This is a genomic window from Dyella silvae (assembly GCF_026421305.1).
Taxonomy (GTDB): domain Bacteria; phylum Pseudomonadota; class Gammaproteobacteria; order Xanthomonadales; family Rhodanobacteraceae; genus Dyella; species Dyella silvae.
In genome coordinates this window covers 98,736-116,660 of sequence record NZ_JAPJBQ010000003.1, presented here as the reverse complement: position 1 = coordinate 116,660, position 17,925 = coordinate 98,736, and the positions used below count along the sequence as shown (strand labels likewise).

General features: G+C 63.8%; 15 protein-coding genes and 1 tRNA gene. 7 read left to right on the top strand and 9 right to left on the bottom strand.

What is annotated here, in order from left to right; genetic code table 11:
- Nucleotides 1-45 precede the first annotated feature (45 nt).
- The 4 genes from OQE56_RS08965 to OQE56_RS08950 form a co-directional block, all read right to left on the bottom strand.
- Nucleotides 46-122, bottom strand: a tRNA-Gln gene (locus tag OQE56_RS08965).
- Nucleotides 123-139: 17 nt separating this feature from the next.
- Nucleotides 140-1,534: a 4-(cytidine 5'-diphospho)-2-C-methyl-D-erythritol kinase gene (gene ispE, locus OQE56_RS08960; RefSeq protein ID WP_267223631.1), complete on the bottom strand. Its 1,395-nt coding sequence runs from the start codon at nucleotides 1,532-1,534 to the stop codon at nucleotides 140-142.
- A gap of 160 nt (nucleotides 1,535-1,694) precedes the next feature.
- Nucleotides 1,695-2,318: a lipoprotein insertase outer membrane protein LolB gene (lolB, locus tag OQE56_RS08955; protein WP_267223630.1), complete on the bottom strand. Its 624-nt coding sequence runs from the start codon at nucleotides 2,316-2,318 to the stop codon at nucleotides 1,695-1,697.
- A complete protein-coding gene (locus OQE56_RS08950; protein ID WP_425601617.1) occupies nucleotides 2,315-4,000 on the bottom strand; it encodes a tetratricopeptide repeat protein in 1,686 nt (561 codons plus the stop codon). Before OQE56_RS08950 ends, lolB begins: the two co-directional genes overlap by 4 nt.
- Before the next feature lie 169 nt (nucleotides 4,001-4,169).
- On the opposite strand from OQE56_RS08950, the gene hemA reads away from it, so the two are divergent.
- From hemA to ppk2, 4 genes are all read left to right on the top strand, one after another.
- On the top strand, nucleotides 4,170-5,444 hold the full coding sequence (gene hemA, locus OQE56_RS08945) for a glutamyl-tRNA reductase (protein WP_267223628.1): 1,275 nt from the start codon (nucleotides 4,170-4,172) through the stop codon (nucleotides 5,442-5,444).
- 77 nt (nucleotides 5,445-5,521) lie between these two features.
- Nucleotides 5,522-6,601 (top strand): peptide chain release factor 1, encoded by a 1,080-nt coding sequence (gene prfA, locus OQE56_RS08940; protein ID WP_267223627.1) that lies wholly within the window; start codon nucleotides 5,522-5,524, stop codon nucleotides 6,599-6,601.
- A gap of 69 nt (nucleotides 6,602-6,670) precedes the next feature.
- Complete coding sequence (locus tag OQE56_RS08935; RefSeq protein WP_267223626.1) at nucleotides 6,671-8,776, top strand: O-linked N-acetylglucosamine transferase, SPINDLY family protein; 2,106 nt, start codon at nucleotides 6,671-6,673, stop codon at nucleotides 8,774-8,776.
- A gap of 125 nt (nucleotides 8,777-8,901) precedes the next feature.
- Nucleotides 8,902-9,681: a polyphosphate kinase 2 gene (ppk2, locus tag OQE56_RS08930; RefSeq protein ID WP_267223625.1), complete on the top strand. Its 780-nt coding sequence runs from the start codon at nucleotides 8,902-8,904 to the stop codon at nucleotides 9,679-9,681.
- 220 nt (nucleotides 9,682-9,901) lie between these two features.
- On the opposite strand, the gene OQE56_RS08925 is transcribed toward ppk2, so the two are convergent.
- The 4 genes from OQE56_RS08925 to OQE56_RS08910 form a co-directional block, all read right to left on the bottom strand.
- The gene (locus OQE56_RS08925) at nucleotides 9,902-10,399 is read right to left on the bottom strand and encodes a VOC family protein (RefSeq protein ID WP_267223624.1); all 498 of its coding nucleotides are present in this window, start codon (nucleotides 10,397-10,399) and stop codon (nucleotides 9,902-9,904) included.
- 212 nt (nucleotides 10,400-10,611) lie between these two features.
- The gene (locus tag OQE56_RS08920) at nucleotides 10,612-10,878 is read right to left on the bottom strand and encodes an acylphosphatase (RefSeq protein ID WP_267223622.1); all 267 of its coding nucleotides are present in this window, start codon (nucleotides 10,876-10,878) and stop codon (nucleotides 10,612-10,614) included.
- A gap of 1 nt (nucleotide 10,879) precedes the next feature.
- Nucleotides 10,880-11,359: a TlpA family protein disulfide reductase gene (locus OQE56_RS08915; RefSeq protein ID WP_267223621.1), complete on the bottom strand. Its 480-nt coding sequence runs from the start codon at nucleotides 11,357-11,359 to the stop codon at nucleotides 10,880-10,882.
- Nucleotides 11,356-12,633, bottom strand: a complete 1,278-nt coding sequence (locus OQE56_RS08910; protein WP_267223619.1) for a YihY family inner membrane protein — start codon at nucleotides 12,631-12,633, stop codon at nucleotides 11,356-11,358. Before OQE56_RS08910 ends, OQE56_RS08915 begins: the two co-directional genes overlap by 4 nt.
- Before the next feature lie 121 nt (nucleotides 12,634-12,754).
- Between OQE56_RS08910 and wrbA the strand changes: the two genes are divergently transcribed.
- The 3 genes from wrbA (at nucleotide 12,755) to OQE56_RS08895 (ending at nucleotide 16,313) form a co-directional block, all read left to right on the top strand.
- Nucleotides 12,755-13,357 (top strand): NAD(P)H:quinone oxidoreductase, encoded by a 603-nt coding sequence (wrbA, locus tag OQE56_RS08905; protein WP_267223617.1) that lies wholly within the window; start codon nucleotides 12,755-12,757, stop codon nucleotides 13,355-13,357.
- Nucleotides 13,354-13,710, top strand: coding sequence for a DUF2069 domain-containing protein (locus OQE56_RS08900; protein WP_267223615.1), 357 nt, complete (start codon nucleotides 13,354-13,356; stop codon nucleotides 13,708-13,710). Before wrbA ends, OQE56_RS08900 begins: the two co-directional genes overlap by 4 nt.
- Nucleotides 13,711-13,814: 104 nt before the next feature.
- Nucleotides 13,815-16,313, top strand: coding sequence for a S9 family peptidase (locus tag OQE56_RS08895; RefSeq protein ID WP_425601611.1), 2,499 nt, complete (start codon nucleotides 13,815-13,817; stop codon nucleotides 16,311-16,313).
- A 74-nt stretch (nucleotides 16,314-16,387) separates the two neighbouring features.
- On the opposite strand, the gene pdxR is transcribed toward OQE56_RS08895, so the two are convergent.
- Nucleotides 16,388-17,866 (bottom strand): MocR-like pyridoxine biosynthesis transcription factor PdxR, encoded by a 1,479-nt coding sequence (gene pdxR / locus OQE56_RS08890; RefSeq protein WP_267223613.1) that lies wholly within the window; start codon nucleotides 17,864-17,866, stop codon nucleotides 16,388-16,390.
- Nucleotides 17,867-17,925 lie beyond the last annotated feature (59 nt).

Below are 17,925 nucleotides of genomic sequence, written 5' to 3'. Positions count from 1 at the left end.
ACGTGTCGACAGTCATTTTTTAAACCTGATGAGCCATGTGTGAAATGGCTGGGGCGGAAGGATTCGAACCTTCGCATGCAGGAATCAAAATCCTGTGCCTTAACCAGCTTGGCGACGCCCCAGTAATAACTGGATTTTGCTACCTGCCGTTCCCGTCGACGCCGCGATGGCGCGCCAGGGCGACATGTAACGGAGAGACATCCTCGCCCCTGGCCACATGGGCCGTGAATCTGGCAGGACAGCGCTCCGCAATGGCCTCGGCACGTTCCGGAGAGTCCGTCTCCAGAAACACACACGCACCGCTGCCAGAAAGCCTTGCCCGGCCGAAGCCGTCGAGCCAGTCCAGCGCCGCAGCCACACGCGAATGTCGCGCGCGAACCACGGGCGCGAACGCGTTCTCGACCGTTTCGCCCGAAGCAAAGGATGAAATTGTCGCTGGCGGCGCATTTCGTGTCAATTCAGATGCTTGAAAAAGTGCGCCGGTCGGCACGTGTTCATGGGGGTCAAGCACCACGTACCAACGCTCCGGAAGGGCCATTGGCGTCAGTTTTTCGCCGATCCCCTCGGCCCAGGCCGAACGTCCCCGCACGAACACAGGCACGTCCGCGCCCAGCTGGCGGCCCAGCTCAGCCAGGGTGTCTTCGTCCAGGCCGACACCCCAGAGAAGGTTCAGCGCCACCAGCACGGTGGCCGCGTCAGAGCTGCCACCACCGAGGCCGCCGCCCATCGGGATGCGCTTTTCGATCTCGATGTCAGCCCCAGCCCCTTCCGGGGCATGGGGTTGAAGCAGGCGGGCGGCACGCACCACCAGATCGCTGTCGGCAGGTACGCCGGGCACTTCGGTTAGCCGATGGATCTCACCATCCCGGCGCACGCGCAGGCGAATTTCATCGCCCCAATCGAGCAATCGGAACACGGTCTGCAGCTCGTGGTAGCCGTCGGCTCGCCGCCCGGTGATACGCAGGAACAGGTTGACCTTGGCGGGCGCCGGCCAGACCGTCCAGTCCATCAGATCTGGCGGCGCCAACGGGCGGCTCATAAACACGCGCAAGTCGTCGGGGAATCCGTTTTCGATATCGCGCTCACGGGCAAAAGCGAATTCGGGGCGGTTCTTGTCGACGACGGCGAAACCGTGTTTCGCGTAGAACGGCGCATTCCAGGGCACATCCGACAGCGTGCCCAGATCGACACGATGGTAGCCCGCCATTCGCGCCCAGCCGCAGGCATGCTCGAGCAGGGCCGCGCCGATGCCGCGCTGGCCATGGGATGGCAGCACATCCATTTCGGCCACGCCGATGGCATCGCCGCCTTCTTCCGCGTCCAGCCAGACGAACCCCACCGGCTCGCCGGATCCGATCACCGCCACCCACACCAACCCGCGCGCGATCGCCTCGCGCAGCACTTCGGGCGGCACCGATACACGGCGGTAGGAAGGCCAGGCGCGATGGCCGCGGAACAGCTCCACCGCGGCGCGTTCGATGGCGCAAAGGGCGTCGACCTGATCGGGGCGGGCGCGTTCGATGTGGAACGTCATGGGATCTCGCTGTTTCCTCCTCTCCCCGGAGGGGAGAGGACCGAGGTGAGGGGTGGGTGCTCGCGGAAGCGTGACGATAGAGCCGGATTTTTGCGGCCTTATCGCAAGCTTGGCCCCTCACCCTACCCTCTCCCCGGAGGGGAGAGGGAAAGAGCCGGCGTTACTGGAAGCTCCAGGACTCCACCGACAACCGCACCTTATAAGGCGGATTGTCCGCAAACACCTTGGAAGGCACAGCCGGTTGGCGCGTGGTGTCCCATGCCGGGTAGTTCACGTTCCAGCCGTCCTGGGTCAGCTGCACGGGGAGGCCATCGGCGCCGAACTTCAGCTCAGCCGGGCCGCTATCGGCGCGCATGCCAAGCACCCAGGCTCGCAAATTGCGCAGCGGCACGCGCCAGCCCAGGGCGCTCTGTACCAGCGATTCGGCGTCGGGGCTGCGCAGGGGACCACCATCGAGCCCTTCAAGCGTGGCGCCGTCCGGCGTCACACTCAGGCGGAAGCTCTTGCTACCCACTGGCCCGCGCACCACAAACTCGTAGTTGTCGCCGTTCTGGGTCCAGGTCAGCGTGCCGCTGCCGCCATCTTTCTTGCCATTGACCTCACCGGAGACACCGATCTTGCCTTGCAAAACCCAATGATCGGTCTTGGCGAGCAAGTGCTCGCGGGCACGCTGCTCGTTGAGCAACACGGCGTAGTCCGCTTGGGGCTTCACTGCTTCTTTGTGGACGCACGCAGCCAGCAGCAGCGGCAATGCTGCCGCGAGAAGACGAATGGAAAGCTTCATGGATTGAGGCGCTTGAGAGTGTTGTTGAGGTTACTGCTTTGCGGATCGATCTTACGCACTTCGTCAAAAACGCGCCGCGCATCTTGCTGACGACCCTGCTTCCACAGCACCTCGCCCAAATGCACGCCGACATCGGCGTCCTTGTGTGCCGCCCATGCCCCGCGCAGCGTCTTTTCCGCCAGGTCCAGATGGCCCAGCCGGTACTGCAGCCAGCCCCAGGAATCCTGAATGGCCGGGTCGTCGGGGCGCGCCGCACGAGCGGCCTCAATCAGTCGCTGCGCCTCCGCCAGGTCACGATTGGCATCGGCCAGGGTGTAACCCAGTGCGTTGCTGGCGTCGGTGTCGTCTGGCTTGATTTCCAACAGACGATGGAAATCGCTGACGGCCTGATCGATCTGGCCCTCTTCCGCGTAAACCAGACCTCGGCTGTAAAGCAGCCCCGGATCGTCCGGGGTCACCTGCAGCGCGCGCGAAAGCGCACGCTCGGCCTGCCCGTACTGCTGCTCATCCATGTACAGCTCGGCGTCTACCTCGTAGGCGCGACGCAACAGCTGGGGCTGATCCAGATAATCGGTCTGCATCTGCGCCAGCTGTTCGTGCGCCTCGGCGCTACGCCCCAGGTCCTGCAACAGCACGGCGCTGCGCAGATCGGCGTCAAAGGCGTGATCGTCGTCATCGGTGACCTGGTCATACCACTTCAGCGCCTCTTCCTTGCGATTCAGCATTTCAGCCAGCTGGCCCAACAGATACGTAGCGCCCTGGCGCACGTCTTCCGGAGAGCGCTGCAGCTGGCTATACAGACGATTGATGGTCTTGGTGTCGTTGGCCCGCGCCGCCAGCGCCGCCCGGAGGGAATAGGTGTCGGCATCCTGCGGCCCGTTGTCCAGTAAACGGGCCGCTCCCGCGTAATCCCCGCCCTGCCCCAGCAAGGTGGCGTAGGCAAGACGCAGATGCGTGTTCTTCGGGTCCTTGGTCAACGCTTTGTCGAACAACGCTTTGGCACCGACCTTGTCGCCATTGCGGAATTTCATCTGGCCCAGCCAGGCGTAGGTCTCAGCCGTGCCGAACCGCTTAACGGCCGCTTCGGCTATCTGCATGGCATAGGCATGGCGCCCCAGCTTGTCGCCCAGCTCGCTCATGGCCAGCCAGGCTTGCGGGTCGGCTGGCAGCCGCTGCGGCGTCGCCACGGCCTCGAGTAATTGCGAGGCCTGGGCGGCATCGCGGCTGCCCACCAGCACTCGCCCAAACTGACGCCAAGCGTCCGGGTCGCCGGTACTCACCAGCAGCTCCAGCTGCCGGCGTGCCTCATCCGTATTGCCCTGACTCAGTGCCAGCTGGGCTCTCGCCTGGGCCAACCCGGCGGGCTTGGCGCCCAGCGCCTGCCAACGGGCGATGGCCGCTTGTGCGGCAGCGGTGTCGCGTATGGCAATGGCAAGGGCCGCTGCCTGCTCGGCCACCTTGGGATCGTTCGAAAGCATCATGGCGCTGGAGTACGCCGCCGAAGATGCCTTGAGATCGGTGCGGGTGAGCGCCATTTCGCCCGCAAGTAGCTGAGCCATCAGGTCATGGTCTTCATCCGGGGTGGCCACGACCAGCCGACCCAGCGGTTGGTTGGAGGCTTCTGTCCGGTGCCCCGACCCGCCTGATACCGTGGCGCAGCCGGCCAGCACCAACGCCGCCATGCCGCCCACCGCAAAATGCCGCAGTTGCTTGAACTTGAACCACGTGCTCAGCACACTATTCTCCGCTCATCCGTCTGTCACAGCCGTTGCCGCCCATCAAAGTAGAACGGCCGTTGCCAAAGCCTAGTTTACGCCGCCGGATGTTTCCCGCTTCGAATTGCCCTTAACCATGACGCTGATCGCCCTAGGGCTCAATCACCTCACCGCGCCAGTCAACCTGCGCGAGCAAGTGGCATTCGATGCGGAGTCCACTGGGCCCGCGCTGCTGGCGCTTGCCCGTGAACCCGGCGTGGAAGAGGCCATGATCCTCTCCACCTGCAACCGTACCGAACTTTATGTGAGCGTCTCGGCAGGAGCCGAGGGCGTTCCTGAGGAATGGCTACGCCGTCACCATCACCTGACTGCGGGAAAGCTCGACGAGTTCCTCTACCGGCACGACGAAGACGCTGCGGTACGTCACATGTTCCGCGTCGCCACCGGTCTGGACTCGATGGTGCTTGGCGAGCCACAGATCCTCGGGCAGGTGAAGGATGCGTACCAGCAGGCGCGCGATGCCCAGTCGCTGCGTGCGCCGATGGAGCGCCTCCTGCAGCACACCTTTGCCGTGGCCAAGCGCGTGCGCACGGACACCCGCATCGGCGCGCACACCGTGTCGGTGGCCTTCACTGCCGTGCGTCTGGCCGAGCAGGCCTTTGCCGACTTGCGCCAGGCCTGCGTATTGCTGATCGGCGCGGGAGACACCATCGAACTCGCTGCGCGTCACCTGGTGGACAAGCAGGTGCGCCGCCTGATCGTGGCCAACCGCACACTGGAAAACGCTCAGGAACTTGCGAGCCGGTATGGCGGCTATGCGGTCTCGCTCAACGACCTGCCGCAGCATCTGGCCGAGGCGGATATCGTCATCAGCTCCACCGCGGCGCGCCAGCCCATCGTGACGCACGCCATGGTGGAGAAAGCCGTGGCAGTGCGCCGGCGCAAGCCGATGTTCATGGTGGACATCGCCGTGCCGCGCGACATCGAACCCGCCGTGGGCGAACTCGACGATGTGTTCCTCTACGGCATCGACGATCTGCGGCAGGTCATCGATGACAACCGTCGCTCCCGCGAAGCGGCCGCCCGCGAGGCCGATGCCATCATCGACTTGCAGGTGGATCGTTACATGGCCTGGCGTCGCGCGCTGACGCTGCGCAATCCGGCGGTGGACCTGCGCCAACATGCCGAGGTCTATCGCGACGAAGTGCTGGAGAAGGCTCGCGCCATGCTCGCGCGCGGCAAGTCGCCCGACGAGGCCCTGGCCTTTCTGGCCAATACGCTGACCAACAAGTTGCTGCACCACCCCAGCGCCCGCCTGCGCGAGGCGGCACTCAGCGGCGACATGGATCTGCTGCTCGCTGCAGGGCGCCTGTACGGCATCGATGAAAAACCAGAAGTGAGCGAAGAGTAGCGAGAAAAGCAGAGAACGCCCTTACGAAGCAGATTGCTTTCTCTCACTTCTCACTCCTCTTAACTCACTTCTCGCCCATGACGCCTTCCATTCGCCGCAAGCTCGAGTCTCTCGCCGAACGTCACGAAGAAATCGGCCTGCTGCTCGCGCAGCCTGACGTGCTTGCCGACAACAACCGCTTTCGCGAGCTGTCGCGTGAATACGCGCAGCTCGAACCGGTAGCGGCGTCGCTTCGCGAGCACGATCACGCCGAGCGCGAGCTGGGCGAAACACGCGCCATGCTGGACGATCCGGAAATGCGCGACATGGCGCAGGACGACATCGCCCGTCTGGAGCAGCGGTTATCCCAACTCGATGACGAGCTGCAGATTCTGCTGCTGCCCAAGGATCCGCGCGACGAAGCCAACCTGTTTCTCGAAGTGCGCGCCGGTACTGGCGGCGACGAGGCGGCCATCTTCGCGGGCGACCTGTTCCGCATGTACGCGCGTTACGCCGAACGACGTCGCTGGCATGTCGAAGTGCTCAGCGAAAACCCGGGCGAGCACGGCGGCTACAAGGAAATCGTGGCACGCATCGAGGGCAAGGGTGCGTATTCGCGCCTGAAGTTCGAATCCGGTACGCACCGCGTGCAACGCGTGCCGGAAACGGAATCGCAGGGGCGCATCCATACCTCCGCGGCAACGGTCGCGATCCTGCCGGAGATGGATGAGATCGGCGACATCGAGATCAATCCGGCAGACCTGAAGACCGACACCTTCCGTGCATCGGGCGCCGGTGGTCAGCACGTCAACAAGACCGATTCCGCCATCCGCATCACCCACCTGCCCACCGGCATCGTGGTGGAGTGCCAGGACGAGCGCAGCCAGCACAAGAACCGCGCCCGTGCGCTGAGCCTGCTGAAGGCACGCCTGCTCGATGACGAGCGCAGCAAGCAGGCTGCCGCGCAGGCCGAATCGCGCCGCCTGCAGGTGGGCTCGGGCGATCGTAGCCAGCGTATTCGCACTTACAATTTCCCGCAGGGCCGCATCACCGACCACCGCATCAACCTCACGCTCTACCGCCTGCCGGAAGTGCTGCAGGGCGATCTGGATGAACTGGTCGACACCCTCACCCGCGAGAACCAGGCTGACGAGCTGAAAGCGCTCACCGCGGGCTAACCCGCTCAAAACAGCGGCTTTTGGCTGCCGCGGATTGGCAGCCACCCCGCCCTGCGTTAGTTTGGGCGGATGACTGATCTCTTTACCCCCTCCTCTCAGGCTCTGGCGCAACAAATCGTCGTCCAGATCGAACGTGGCGCGTACCAGGAAGCCGAACAGGCGGCGGCCCAGGCTCGCGGAAACTACCCGGACGACGCCGAGCTGGCGCGGCTGCATGGCATTGCCCTGATGCAGCTTGCCCGACACGCGGACGCCCTGCAGGCGCTGGAGCATGCCGCCAGGCTGGCCCCGCAAAGCATTGAAGTGCAGTGCAATCTGGGCAGTGCCCAGCTGGCCAGCGGCGATGCCGACGGTGCCATCGAACGGTTGCGCGCCGCCTTGCGCATGGCACCCGGCCACCCGGCCGTGCTGCTGACGCTGGGCAATGCGCTGATGGCTGCCGCTCGCTATGCTCACGCCCGCGAGTCATACGCCATGGCCACCCACGGCGCACCGACACACCCAGGCCTGCGACTCAATCTGGCCGCCGCCGAGCTGGAGCTCGGCCACGTCGACCAGGCTCAGGTGCATATGGAAGAGGCGCTGCAGCTGCACCCCCGTTTCGATGCCGCCCATGCCCTGCGCGGTCGCATCCTGCACAAACTGGGGCAGACCGGCCAGGCCACTCAGGCATGGCTGCAGGCGGAGGTGCTCTCGCCGTACAACCCCGCTTATCCGTTCGCCGCAGGTCAGTCGCTCGAAGACGCCGGACAGCTCACCGACGCCGCCGACGCGTACGCGCGCACCCTGCGACTCAATCCCAACGACGGCCGCGCGCTCAGCCAACTCCTGTTCCTGCGCCGGCGCTTGTGCGATTGGCGCGAACTAGACGATCTGAGCGCACGCCTGCAACAAGCCGTGATCGACAACAGCGCTGTTGTCAGCCCCTTTGTGATGCTGGCTGAAGACGCCGACGCTGCGCTGCAACTTCGCTGCGCCAGCGCCTTTGCCGCCTCCATCGACAAACAAGTCGCCCCGCTGCGCAAGCAGCAAGCGTTCACCTATGCCAAACCGGCGCCCGATGCGCCCATCCGTATCGGTTTCATCGCCGATGGCTTCAATGATCACGCCACCGGTTTGTTGATGGTGGCCATGCTCGAAGCACTGGCCGATGACGAGAGTCTGGACCTGCACTTGTTCGCCACCACGCCAGATGACGGTGGCTCGATTCGCCGCCGCCTGGCCAGTGCCACCACGCTCCACGACGTATCGCCGCTCAACCATGCGCATGTGGCCGAGCGCATCCACGACACCGGCGTCGAAATTCTGTTCGACCTCAACGGTTATTCGGGCCGCGACAATGCCGAACTGCTCGCGCTGCGTCCCGCGCCTGTGCAGGTGAACTGGCTTGCCTATCCCGGTAGCACCGGCGCGCCATGGATGGACTATTTGCTCGCCGACAAGGTCGTGCTGCCTGACAGCCTCCGTGCAACGGTCAGCGAAAAACTACTGCGCCTGCCGCGCTGTTATCAGCCCAACGACAATACGCGCATCGTGGCCGAGCCGCCCTCGCGCGCTGAATGCGGTCTTCCCGAGCAGGGCACGGTATTCGCCTGCTTCAATAACAGCTACAAGCTCAACCCGGCCGCCTTCGCCCGGCTGATGCTGGTGTTGCAGCAAGTGCCGGGCAGCGTGCTGTGGCTGCTCAGCGGGCCGGACGGCGCTGACGAGCGCCTGCGCACCGCGGCCACCGCCGCAGGCATTGCTCCGGAGCGGCTGGTGTTCCTGCCGCGCCTTCCGCACGCCGAGTACCTGGCCCGCTACAAGCACGCCGATCTGTTCCTCGACACCCTGCCCTACAACGCGCACACCACGGCGTCGGACGCGCTATGGGCAGGCTGCCCTGTGCTCACCTGTACCGGCCGCACCTTTGCCGGGCGCGTGGCTACCAGCCTGCTGCTTCAGCTCGGTCTGCCCGAACTGACCTGCGAAGACGAGGAATCGTTTATCGCCATGGCCACCCAGCTGGGCAACGATCGCGACGCGCTCGTCACGCTGCGTCAGCATCTCTCGCAGCAACGTACGCAGAGTTCGCTGTTCGACATGCGGGGTTTCGCCAGCGATTTCCGCCGCGCCGTGCAGGCGATGAGCGCGCGCCATCGCATCGGACGCAACCCGGTGGATCTGGATCTGTAAAATCAGAAGTGAGAAACGAAGAGTGTGAAGTGAGGGTGGCATCGCCATGTGTTTGAGCGCGCCGCTCTTCTCTCACTCCTCGCTTCTCTTCACTTACTTCCAGCACCAGCAAGGAGACCTCCGTCATGGCCAAGAAGGACAAGACCTACCGCCGCTTGATGGAGGAGCTTCAGCTGGAGCTGGTTGGACTGCACCGATGGCTGCAACGCAGTGGCCATCGACTGGTCGTGGTGTTCGAAGGCCGTGACGCGGCCGGCAAGGGTGGCACCATCAAGGCCATTACCGAATCGATGGACACACGCGGCTATCGCATCGCCGCGCTGCCCAAGCCAAACGATATCGAAACCACTCAGTGGTACTTCCAGCGCTACGTGGAGCACCTGCCCAGCGCCGGCCAGATCGTTCTGTTCGATCGCAGCTGGTACAACCGCGCCGTGGTCGAGCCGGCCATGGGCTTCTGCACCAAGTCGCAGTACAAGGCCTTCATGGGCGCCGTACCGGCGTTTGAAAAGCTGCTGACTGATGACGGCATCATCCTGATCAAATACTGGCTGGCGGTGGATCAGGAAGAACAGGAAGAGCGTTTCGCGGACCGCGCCAAAGATCCGCTGAAGCGCTGGAAGCTGTCGCCCAACGACCTGGCCTCCCGCGAGAAGTACGCCGATATCGGGGAATTGCGCGACGTCATGATCGATCGCACGAGCCGGCCCCATGCGCCATGGTTCGTGGTCGACTTCAACGACCAGAAGCGCGGCCGCATCAATCTGATCAGGCATCTGCTCGAACAAGTGCCGCGCCATGAGGAAGGCATTCCCGAGCCGAAATTGCCCAAGCTCAAGGGCAAGCTCAAAACCGAACAGGTGACCAGCAAGGCCGTGTGGGTGCCGGACACCTGCGGCGAGTAAGCGCTGTCCATACACACTCGTCCCGTCTCAAGCTCGTCATTCCGGCGCAGGCCGGAATCCAGTCACCGTAACGCGCGGTTGTTGCATGGCGGTCATCGCTCCCTCCAACCACATGCCGTCAAAGCGCATCGCGAAGATCCGGCGATAACGCCACTGGATTCCGGCCTGCGCCGGAATGACGAGCTTGAATTACTGCGAAACTTTGTTGGGCGAACCCCGTTTACGCAGCCGCGCGTCGCAGTTCGTGCAGATCGAGTTTTTTCATCTGCATGAGAGCGGCGGTGACACGTGCCACCTTGCCAGGATCAGGGTCGGTCAGCAGGCGGATCATTTCATCCGGCACCACCTGCCACGACAAACCGAATCGATCCTTGAGCCAGCCGCACTGCCCGCTCTTGTCGTCGGCACCTTGCAGCAGCTTGTCCCAGTAGTAGTCCACCTCGTCCTGCGAGTGGCAGTGAACGACCAACGACACCGCTTCGTTGAAGCGAAACACCGGGCCACCGTTGAGCGCAGCCATCGACTGGCCATCCAGCTCAAAGTCCACCGTCATCACGGAACCCGGTGAGCGTCCTGTCGCAGCGGCGCTTTCCGCGGTGTAACGGGTAGTGGCGAGGATGCGCGAGTTCTCGAATATCGAGACATAGAACGACGCAGCTTCTTCCGCCTGGTTATCGAACCAGAGAAATGGGGTGATGCGCTGAAAACGAGCGGTCATGGAACATCTCCTGTCATGCCGGGGCCGTTGGCACCCTGTCGGTTAGGGCAAGCTTGTGAAGCAGGCGCTTCAAGCCATCGACGAACGAGGCGCCGAGGATTCGACAGGTGCTATGGACCTTGCAAGGTTGGATCGAAGTCGATGACGCGTGAAGATGGCTGCTATCAATCCGGTGGCCGAAGCGATCAGCGCCCCGGCATCATTCGTCACCTTCAGGCGGTGCGAAAACCATCGCCATCCGGCGCGACGCAATGCTCGCGCGTCACCTGGGTAACTTCTGCCGCCATCGGTCCACGCCACAGCCACCGTTCCAGTGCGTCGATGGCAGCGTCCTCGCCACTGGCGACGACTTCCACACGGCCATCCGGCAAATTTTTCGCGTAACCGGAGAGCCCCAGTGCCTGCGCCTGCTCACGGGTGCTGGCGCGATAGAACACGCCCTGCACCCTGCCGCTGACGAGGAAACGTGCTGCGCTCATGTTATTTGCCGATACCCATCGCCTGGCCGAGCGAGGCGTCGGTTACCGGCCCCACGAAGCGCTTGGCCACTTTGCCATCGGGGCTGATCAACCAGGTGGTGGGCAAGCCGCGCGGCTCGTCGAAATCCTTGAGCGGTTTGTCCACCGTCACCTGCGCGATGGGATAGCTCACCGGGTGCTTGGCAAGAAAGGCTTCGATATCTGCCTTGTCGCTGTCTTCATAGGCCAGGCCGATGGCAGCGACCTTGTCCTGATGTGCCGCGACGAATTTCGAAATATCGGGCATCTCCTTGATGCACGGTATGCACCAGGTGGCCCAGTAATTGACGATCACCCACTTGCCGCGCTGTGCCGACAGATCGAACGTCTTGCCATCGAAAGTGGTGATGTTGAGCGACGGCTGCTCGGGCATGGCTGCGTGGGCCATGCCTGCGAAACCAAGCGCCAGCGCTGCGACGGCCAGCGGTTTCAACAGATTCATGAATGCATATCCTCGGAATCGTTTGGTGCAGCAGCCATCGTAGGGAAGGCCTGATCCAGTCGCGTGCGCAGTGTTCCGTGGAGCGATTGCGCTGCACTATCCAGCAACGCCACCAGCCTGGGTGGCAAACGCAGGTTGTGCATGCGGGCTTCCTCCGCAGGATGCAATGGCACGCGGTAAGGACAATGAGCATACACGCGCTCAAGCTCGGTGCTGTCAAGACTGCGACACAGCATCCAGCCACCACCGACTTCACCCTGGATCAGGCCAGCACGCTGCAGGTCCTGGAAGTAGCAAACAATGGACGCGCGATGCAGCCGCGGCTCTTTGGCGCGTACGCTGTCCGGATTAATGCACGTCCCCTCTCGCTGCGCGTCGATGAAGTGCCCAAGCACGACGAGCAACCCCAGCAGCGCCGCATCTTCGGGCAGGTACTGCTCGGGAGGAAGGTAATCAAAAGCGGAGACGGACGCCGCCACCGACGCACACAGGATCACGATGACCCATGACAGATAGACCCAGAGCAGAAAGATCGGCAGCGCCGCCAGCGCTACGCCATACACCTGCTGATAGGTCTGTGCGTGATGAATGAAGCGAGCGAAGCCCCAGCGCGCGATCTCGAACAGGATGGCGCCCAACAGCGCGCCGATGGCGGCGTTGCGCCAGTGCACGCGCCGGTTCGGCACCACCATGTAGATCAGCATCAGCGTGAGAAACGTGATGAGGAAAGGCAGCGTGCCCAACAAGCGCTGACGCAAACCGAGCGTTTCGGCCGCGTCATGCAGCATGGGCAGCGCGGTGGCGTAGGAGGCTAACGCCAGCCCGCCCACGATGAGCACCGGTCCCAGCGTGAGCGCCGTCCAATAGAGCAGCAAGCGCGACACCCAGCCGCGCTGACGCTGCACGCGCCAGATGCGGTTCATGCGGTCTTCGATGCTCATCATCATGGCAAGCGCACTGAAGAACATCACCAGGATACTGATGCCGGTGAGCTTGCTGGCGTTGCTCGCAAAGCTGTCCAGGTACTCCTGCACGCGCTCGCCCGCCGCTGGCACGAAGTTGTTGAACACGAAGGTGATCAAGGTCGTTCGCGCATCGGCGAATGCAGGAAATGCGGCAAAAATGGCCAGCGACGCCACGATCAGGGGCACCAGCGATACCAGCGTGGTGTAGGACAGCGCACCCGCCGTCTCGAAGCACTTGTCGTCGATGAACCGATGCCACACGAAGTGGCGGAAACTGTGCATGCGGTCGCGATCGAAACGCAGGGCCATGACTGCTCCTTCCTCGGCACCGGGTCCCGTGGTGCGCCTGACCAGCGCAAGCATAATCCGACAGGCAACACGGGCGGGATCGAACGCTACACTACCCGATCACGACGTTGGCGCCCAAACGATGCCTCAGGACATTCTGGTTCTTTACTACAGCCGTACCGGTCACACCGCCCAGCTTGCGCGCCTGGTGGCGCGAGGCGTGGAAGAAGTCCCCGATATGCGCGCCCGCCTGCGCCAGGTGCCACCCGTGGCGCCGGTGACTGAAATAGCCCAACCGCCCGAGCCCGAACAGGGCGCACCCTACGTGACCCGCGCCGACCTGATCGAGTGCGCCGGTCTGGTGCTGGGCAGCCCAACGCGCTTCGGCAACATGGCGGCGCCGCTCAAGTACTTCCTCGATTCCACCGGGGCCGAATGGGCCAGCGGCGCACTGGCCGGCAAACCGGCCGCACTGTTCACCGCCACCAGCACCATGCACGGCGGACAGGAATCGACGCTGCTCACCATGGCGCTGCCCTTGCTTCATCACGGCATGCTGATCGTCGGCCTGCCGTACACCGAGCCCGCGCTAACCGCCACTCAAAGTGGCGGCACGCCTTACGGTGCCAGTCATGTGGCCGGCGCCAAGGGCGAAAACGCTATCACCGAGCACGAACGCGAACTGGCGCGCGCACTGGGCCGGCGGCTGGCCGATGTGGCGCGTCGCCTGAGTGCGAGCGCATGAGTGCACCTGTCGCTCCTGCGTATCGCGTGGGCTTGGTCGCCTGGGCGGCGCTGGCGGCGCTTCAGCCCATCTGGCATGGCTGGCTGTTTCCGACGCAGAGCATGCCAGTAGCCGTCGCCCTGGCCATCACCTTCATACCTTTGCTGTTGCCGCTGTTGGCTATCCGCAACGTGCCGCGCGCGTTGCTATGGGTGGGCATTCTCAGCCTGTTCTATTTCTGCCACGGCATCAGCGAGGCATGGAGCGCGCCCGGCGAGCGCGTGCTGGCGTGGATCGAGGTGCTGCTCACGCTGACGCTCATCGGCACACTGGGCCTGGGCGTACGCTACAAGCGCCCCGCCTCGCGGACCTGAGGGCTCGTACGCACCCGAAAGTATTTGCGATGCCGTGACTTTCAGCAGGGAGGTCTCGGCGCACTGGCGAGGTAAGGTCGAACGGTTCAGAAGGAGACTGTTCGATGCGCCTCACGCTATTCGGTAAGAGACTGCCCCTGGTTGCGGGCCTGATGGCCCTGCTGCCTGCCGCCACGCTGGCCGGTTACGACAAACCGCCCGAGCCTTTGCTCGGCGTGATGCACGCGCCTTTGCCGGCGACGCCCATGCTCGATCCCACGCGGGAACGCATGCTGCTGATCGAGCAATCGCAGTATCCGTCGATCGAACGCGTGGCCGAACCCTATGTGAAGCTCGCCGGCTTGCGCATCGAGCCGCGCAACCGCAGCCGTCACGATGCGTCGAGTGGCTACGGCATACGCGCCTGCCTGAAGAATTTCACCCTGGAAGACGAGGCCAGTCATCAGCAGACGCCGGTGGCACTGCCGGCCAACGCCTGCCCCGGTGCGCCCCATTGGTCGCCAGATGGCCGTCGTTTCGCCTTCACCAACACCACCGACGAAGGCACGGAGCTGTGGCTGGGCGATGCATTCACCGGCAAGACGCGGCGCGTGGATGGCGTGTCGCTCAATACGGTGATGGAAAATAGCGTGCAGTGGCTGCACGACAGCGATTCGTTGCTGGTCAAGCAGGTGCCGGCCAACCTCGGGCCGGCGCCTGAAGCCGGCGCGGGCGCGGGCCCGGAGATCAAGCAGTCGATCGAAGGCAAGGGCGAGAGCAGCACCTACGAGGCGCGCGACACACTCTCCAGTCCCGACGACGAAGCCTTGTTCGATTACTACGCGACAGCGCAGCTCGCGGTGGTCGACGCTGCCAGCGGTCAGGTGCGCACGCTCGGGAAACCGGGTGTGATCGCCGGTGTCTCCGGCGCGCCTGACGGCGAGCATGTGCTGGTCGAAACACTGAAGAAGCCCTACTCCTACGTCACGACCTACGAACGCTTCGCTCGCGATGTCACCGTGCTCGATGTGCAAAGCGGGAAAGCCTCGCCCATCGCCTCATTGCCGGTGGCCGACCGCGTGCCGGTTCGCGGCGTGCCCGTCGGCCCACGCGATTTCGAATGGCGTGCAAACGCGCCGGCCACGCTGATCTGGCCGGAGGCGCTCGATCAGGGCGACTGGAAGGTCAACGTACCCAAGCGCGACAAAGTGCTGATGTGGAGTGCGCCTTTCAACGGCAAACCGCATGAAGTGGCGCGTACCGCGCAGCGCTTTAGCGGCATGCGCTGGCTGGCCCAGGGCAATGAGCCATTCGTGTACGAGTACGACGCCAATCGCCAGTGGATCCACGTGAGCCGCGTGGATGTCTCCAATCCGGCCAAGGCGGCGCGCACGATCTGGGATTACTCGGCCAACGAGATCTACAACAACCCAGGTTCGCTGCTGAGCCAGACCCTGCCCAACGGCGCCTCGGTAGTGCGGCAGGATGGTGACGCGGTGTATCTCGCGGGCCCCGGCGGTACGCCCAAGGGTGATCGCCCCTTCCTCGATCGCTACAACCTGTCCAGTGGACACACCGAACGCCTGTTCCGTAGCAGTGTGGACACGTATGAGCGTCCGTTGACTGTGCTCACCGGCGGCGAGCGCTTTATCACCGCGCGGCAGTCACCGGTCGAGCCGCCGAATCTTTTCATGTACACGCTGGGGGCTTCGGTCAGTGACCCGACTGCGGGCGAGGCGGCATTTGCGTCCAAGGCGGCGGCGATCACCCAAATCCCCGATCCGACCCCACAAGTGCGCGGCATCGGCAAGCGGTTGGTGACTTACAAGCGCAAGGACGGCGTGGAACTCTCCTTCACGCTGTACACGCCACCGGGTTACAAGGAAGGCACGCGTCTGCCTGCCATCCTGTACGCCTATCCGCAGGACTTCGCCGATCCCAGCCAGGCCGGCCAGATCAGCGGCTCTCAGCAGAAGTTCGACGTGCTGCGCGGACATCGCTTGCTGTTGCTCGCGGGCTACGCCGTGATCGACAACGCGGCATTCCCCATCGTGGGCGATCCGCGCACGGCCTACGACACCTACGTCGATCAGTTGGTGATGGATGCGAAGGCCGCCGTGGACAAAGCCGTTGAGCTGGGCGTGGTCGACCGCAACCGCATTGGCGTCACGGGCCACAGTCACGGCGCGCTGATGACCGCCAACCTGCTGGCGTACACCGACCTGTTCCGCGCAGGCGTGGCGACCAGCGGCGCCTACAACAAGACGCTGACGCCATTCGGCTTCCAGAACGAACGCCGCTCGTTGTGGCAAGCACCCACGGTGTACGAGAAGGCGTCGACGTTCTTCCAGGCCGACAAGATCAAGACGCCGCTGCTCATCATGCATGGCATGGACGACGCCAACCCGGGCACCGAACCGATTCAGTCGCAGAAGCTGTTCCAGGCGATTCGTGGCCTGGGCGGCACGACGCGATTGGTCATGCTGCCGCATGAGCCGCACTGGTACACCGCGATGGAATCGAACGAGCAAGAGGTGTACGAAATGCTTACCTGGTTCGACCGCTACGTGAAGAACGCGGCGGAGAAGACCGAAACGGTAACGAAGAAAAAGGCCGCTCCCTGAGAGCCCGTCCTCAACGCGGTTTCGTTATTGCCACACCGTCATCCCAGCAAAAGCTGGGATGACGACACCCCCATTCACAGACACAGGGCGAGTTTGCGCACGCCGTCGTGGATCTGTTCCGGACTGACGCCACCGTAGCCAAGGATCAAACCGCTGCGGGCCGCCGGCCCGAGGTAACACGGCGACAACGGGCGCACCGAAACGCCATGCCGCGCCGCCTTGCGCGACACACCGACGTCGTCGACGTCTTCAGGCAACAAACCGGCAAGCTGCATGCCCGCTTCCGTCCCGATCACTTCCAGACGATCGCCGAGATAACGCTCGGTCGCCTCCAGAACCGCTTCGCGGCGCGCCATGTAAAGCGTGCGCATGCTGCGGATATGCCGCGCGAAATGACCCTCGCGAATAAAGTCCGTCATCACCGCCTGATGAAGCATGGAAGAGAACGTGTCGATGGCATCGCGCCCCGCATGGAAATCGGACACGAGATCCTTCGGCACCACCAGATACCCCAGGCGCAGCGAGGGAAACATCACCTTGCTGAAAGTACCCAGGTAGATCACCCGAGCATCTCTGTCGGTACCTTGCAGTGACGAGAGTGGACGGCTGCCAAAGCGGTATTCGCTGTCGTAGTCGTCTTCGATGATCCACGCCTCATGGCGCGCCGCCCATTGCAGCAACTGCATCCGGCGCGATGCGCTCAGCGCCATGCCCAAGGGAAACTGGTGCGACGGCGAGATGTACACCGCGCGCGCGTCTGCACCAAGGCGTGCGCCCTGCTCCACATCGATACCCTCCCGGTCGACAGGCACCGGCACCAGTTCAGCACCCGCCGTGCGCAGCGCCTGATGGGCACCGGGATAGCCGGGATCTTCCATCCACACGCGATCACCGGGATCCAGCAGCACATGGGCGCAGATCTGCAGCGCCTGCTGCGAGCCCGTAGTGATGAGAATCTGCGAGGCATCGCAACGCACCGCGCGCGCCGCACCGACGTATTCGGCAATGGCCTCACGCAGCGGCAGATGCCCCATCGGATCGCCATAGGCCATGGCTTCGGGCGACAAGCGTCGCGCGTGCCGGTTCACCAGCTTCGACCATAAACCCACGGGAAAATGATCCAGTGCGGGCAAGCCCACCCGAAACGCGCCCATGTTGCCCAGCCAGGTTTGTTCGGGTTGGCGCATCTGGGCGACGCGGCGCGATACGCGACGCGACGTGCTTTGTCCGGGCGCATCCGACAACTGGCCCGCGTTACTCACCTTCTGCATCGAAAGATCGGCAGGGATCGAGCGGGCGATGCAGGTACCGGCTCCCGTGAAGGTTTCCAGGAAGCCCTCTGCCTGCAATTGCTCATACGCGCCCAGTACCGGAATGCGCGAGATGCCAAGCTCCACCGCCAGGCTGCGGGTGGACGGCACGCGCTGCCCTGGCCGCAGCTGCCCGCCGCTGATTGCCAGCCGAAACCATTCGGACAGCTGTTGGTACATCGGCACGTCGCTGTCCGGGTCCATCGCGACCGGAGGCAGAAAACCAGGCGGAATGCGCTGCATGAAGGCCGCTCCAAAGTGGCTATATCAAGCTAAGGCAAAGTGGTTATTTCAGCTGACCA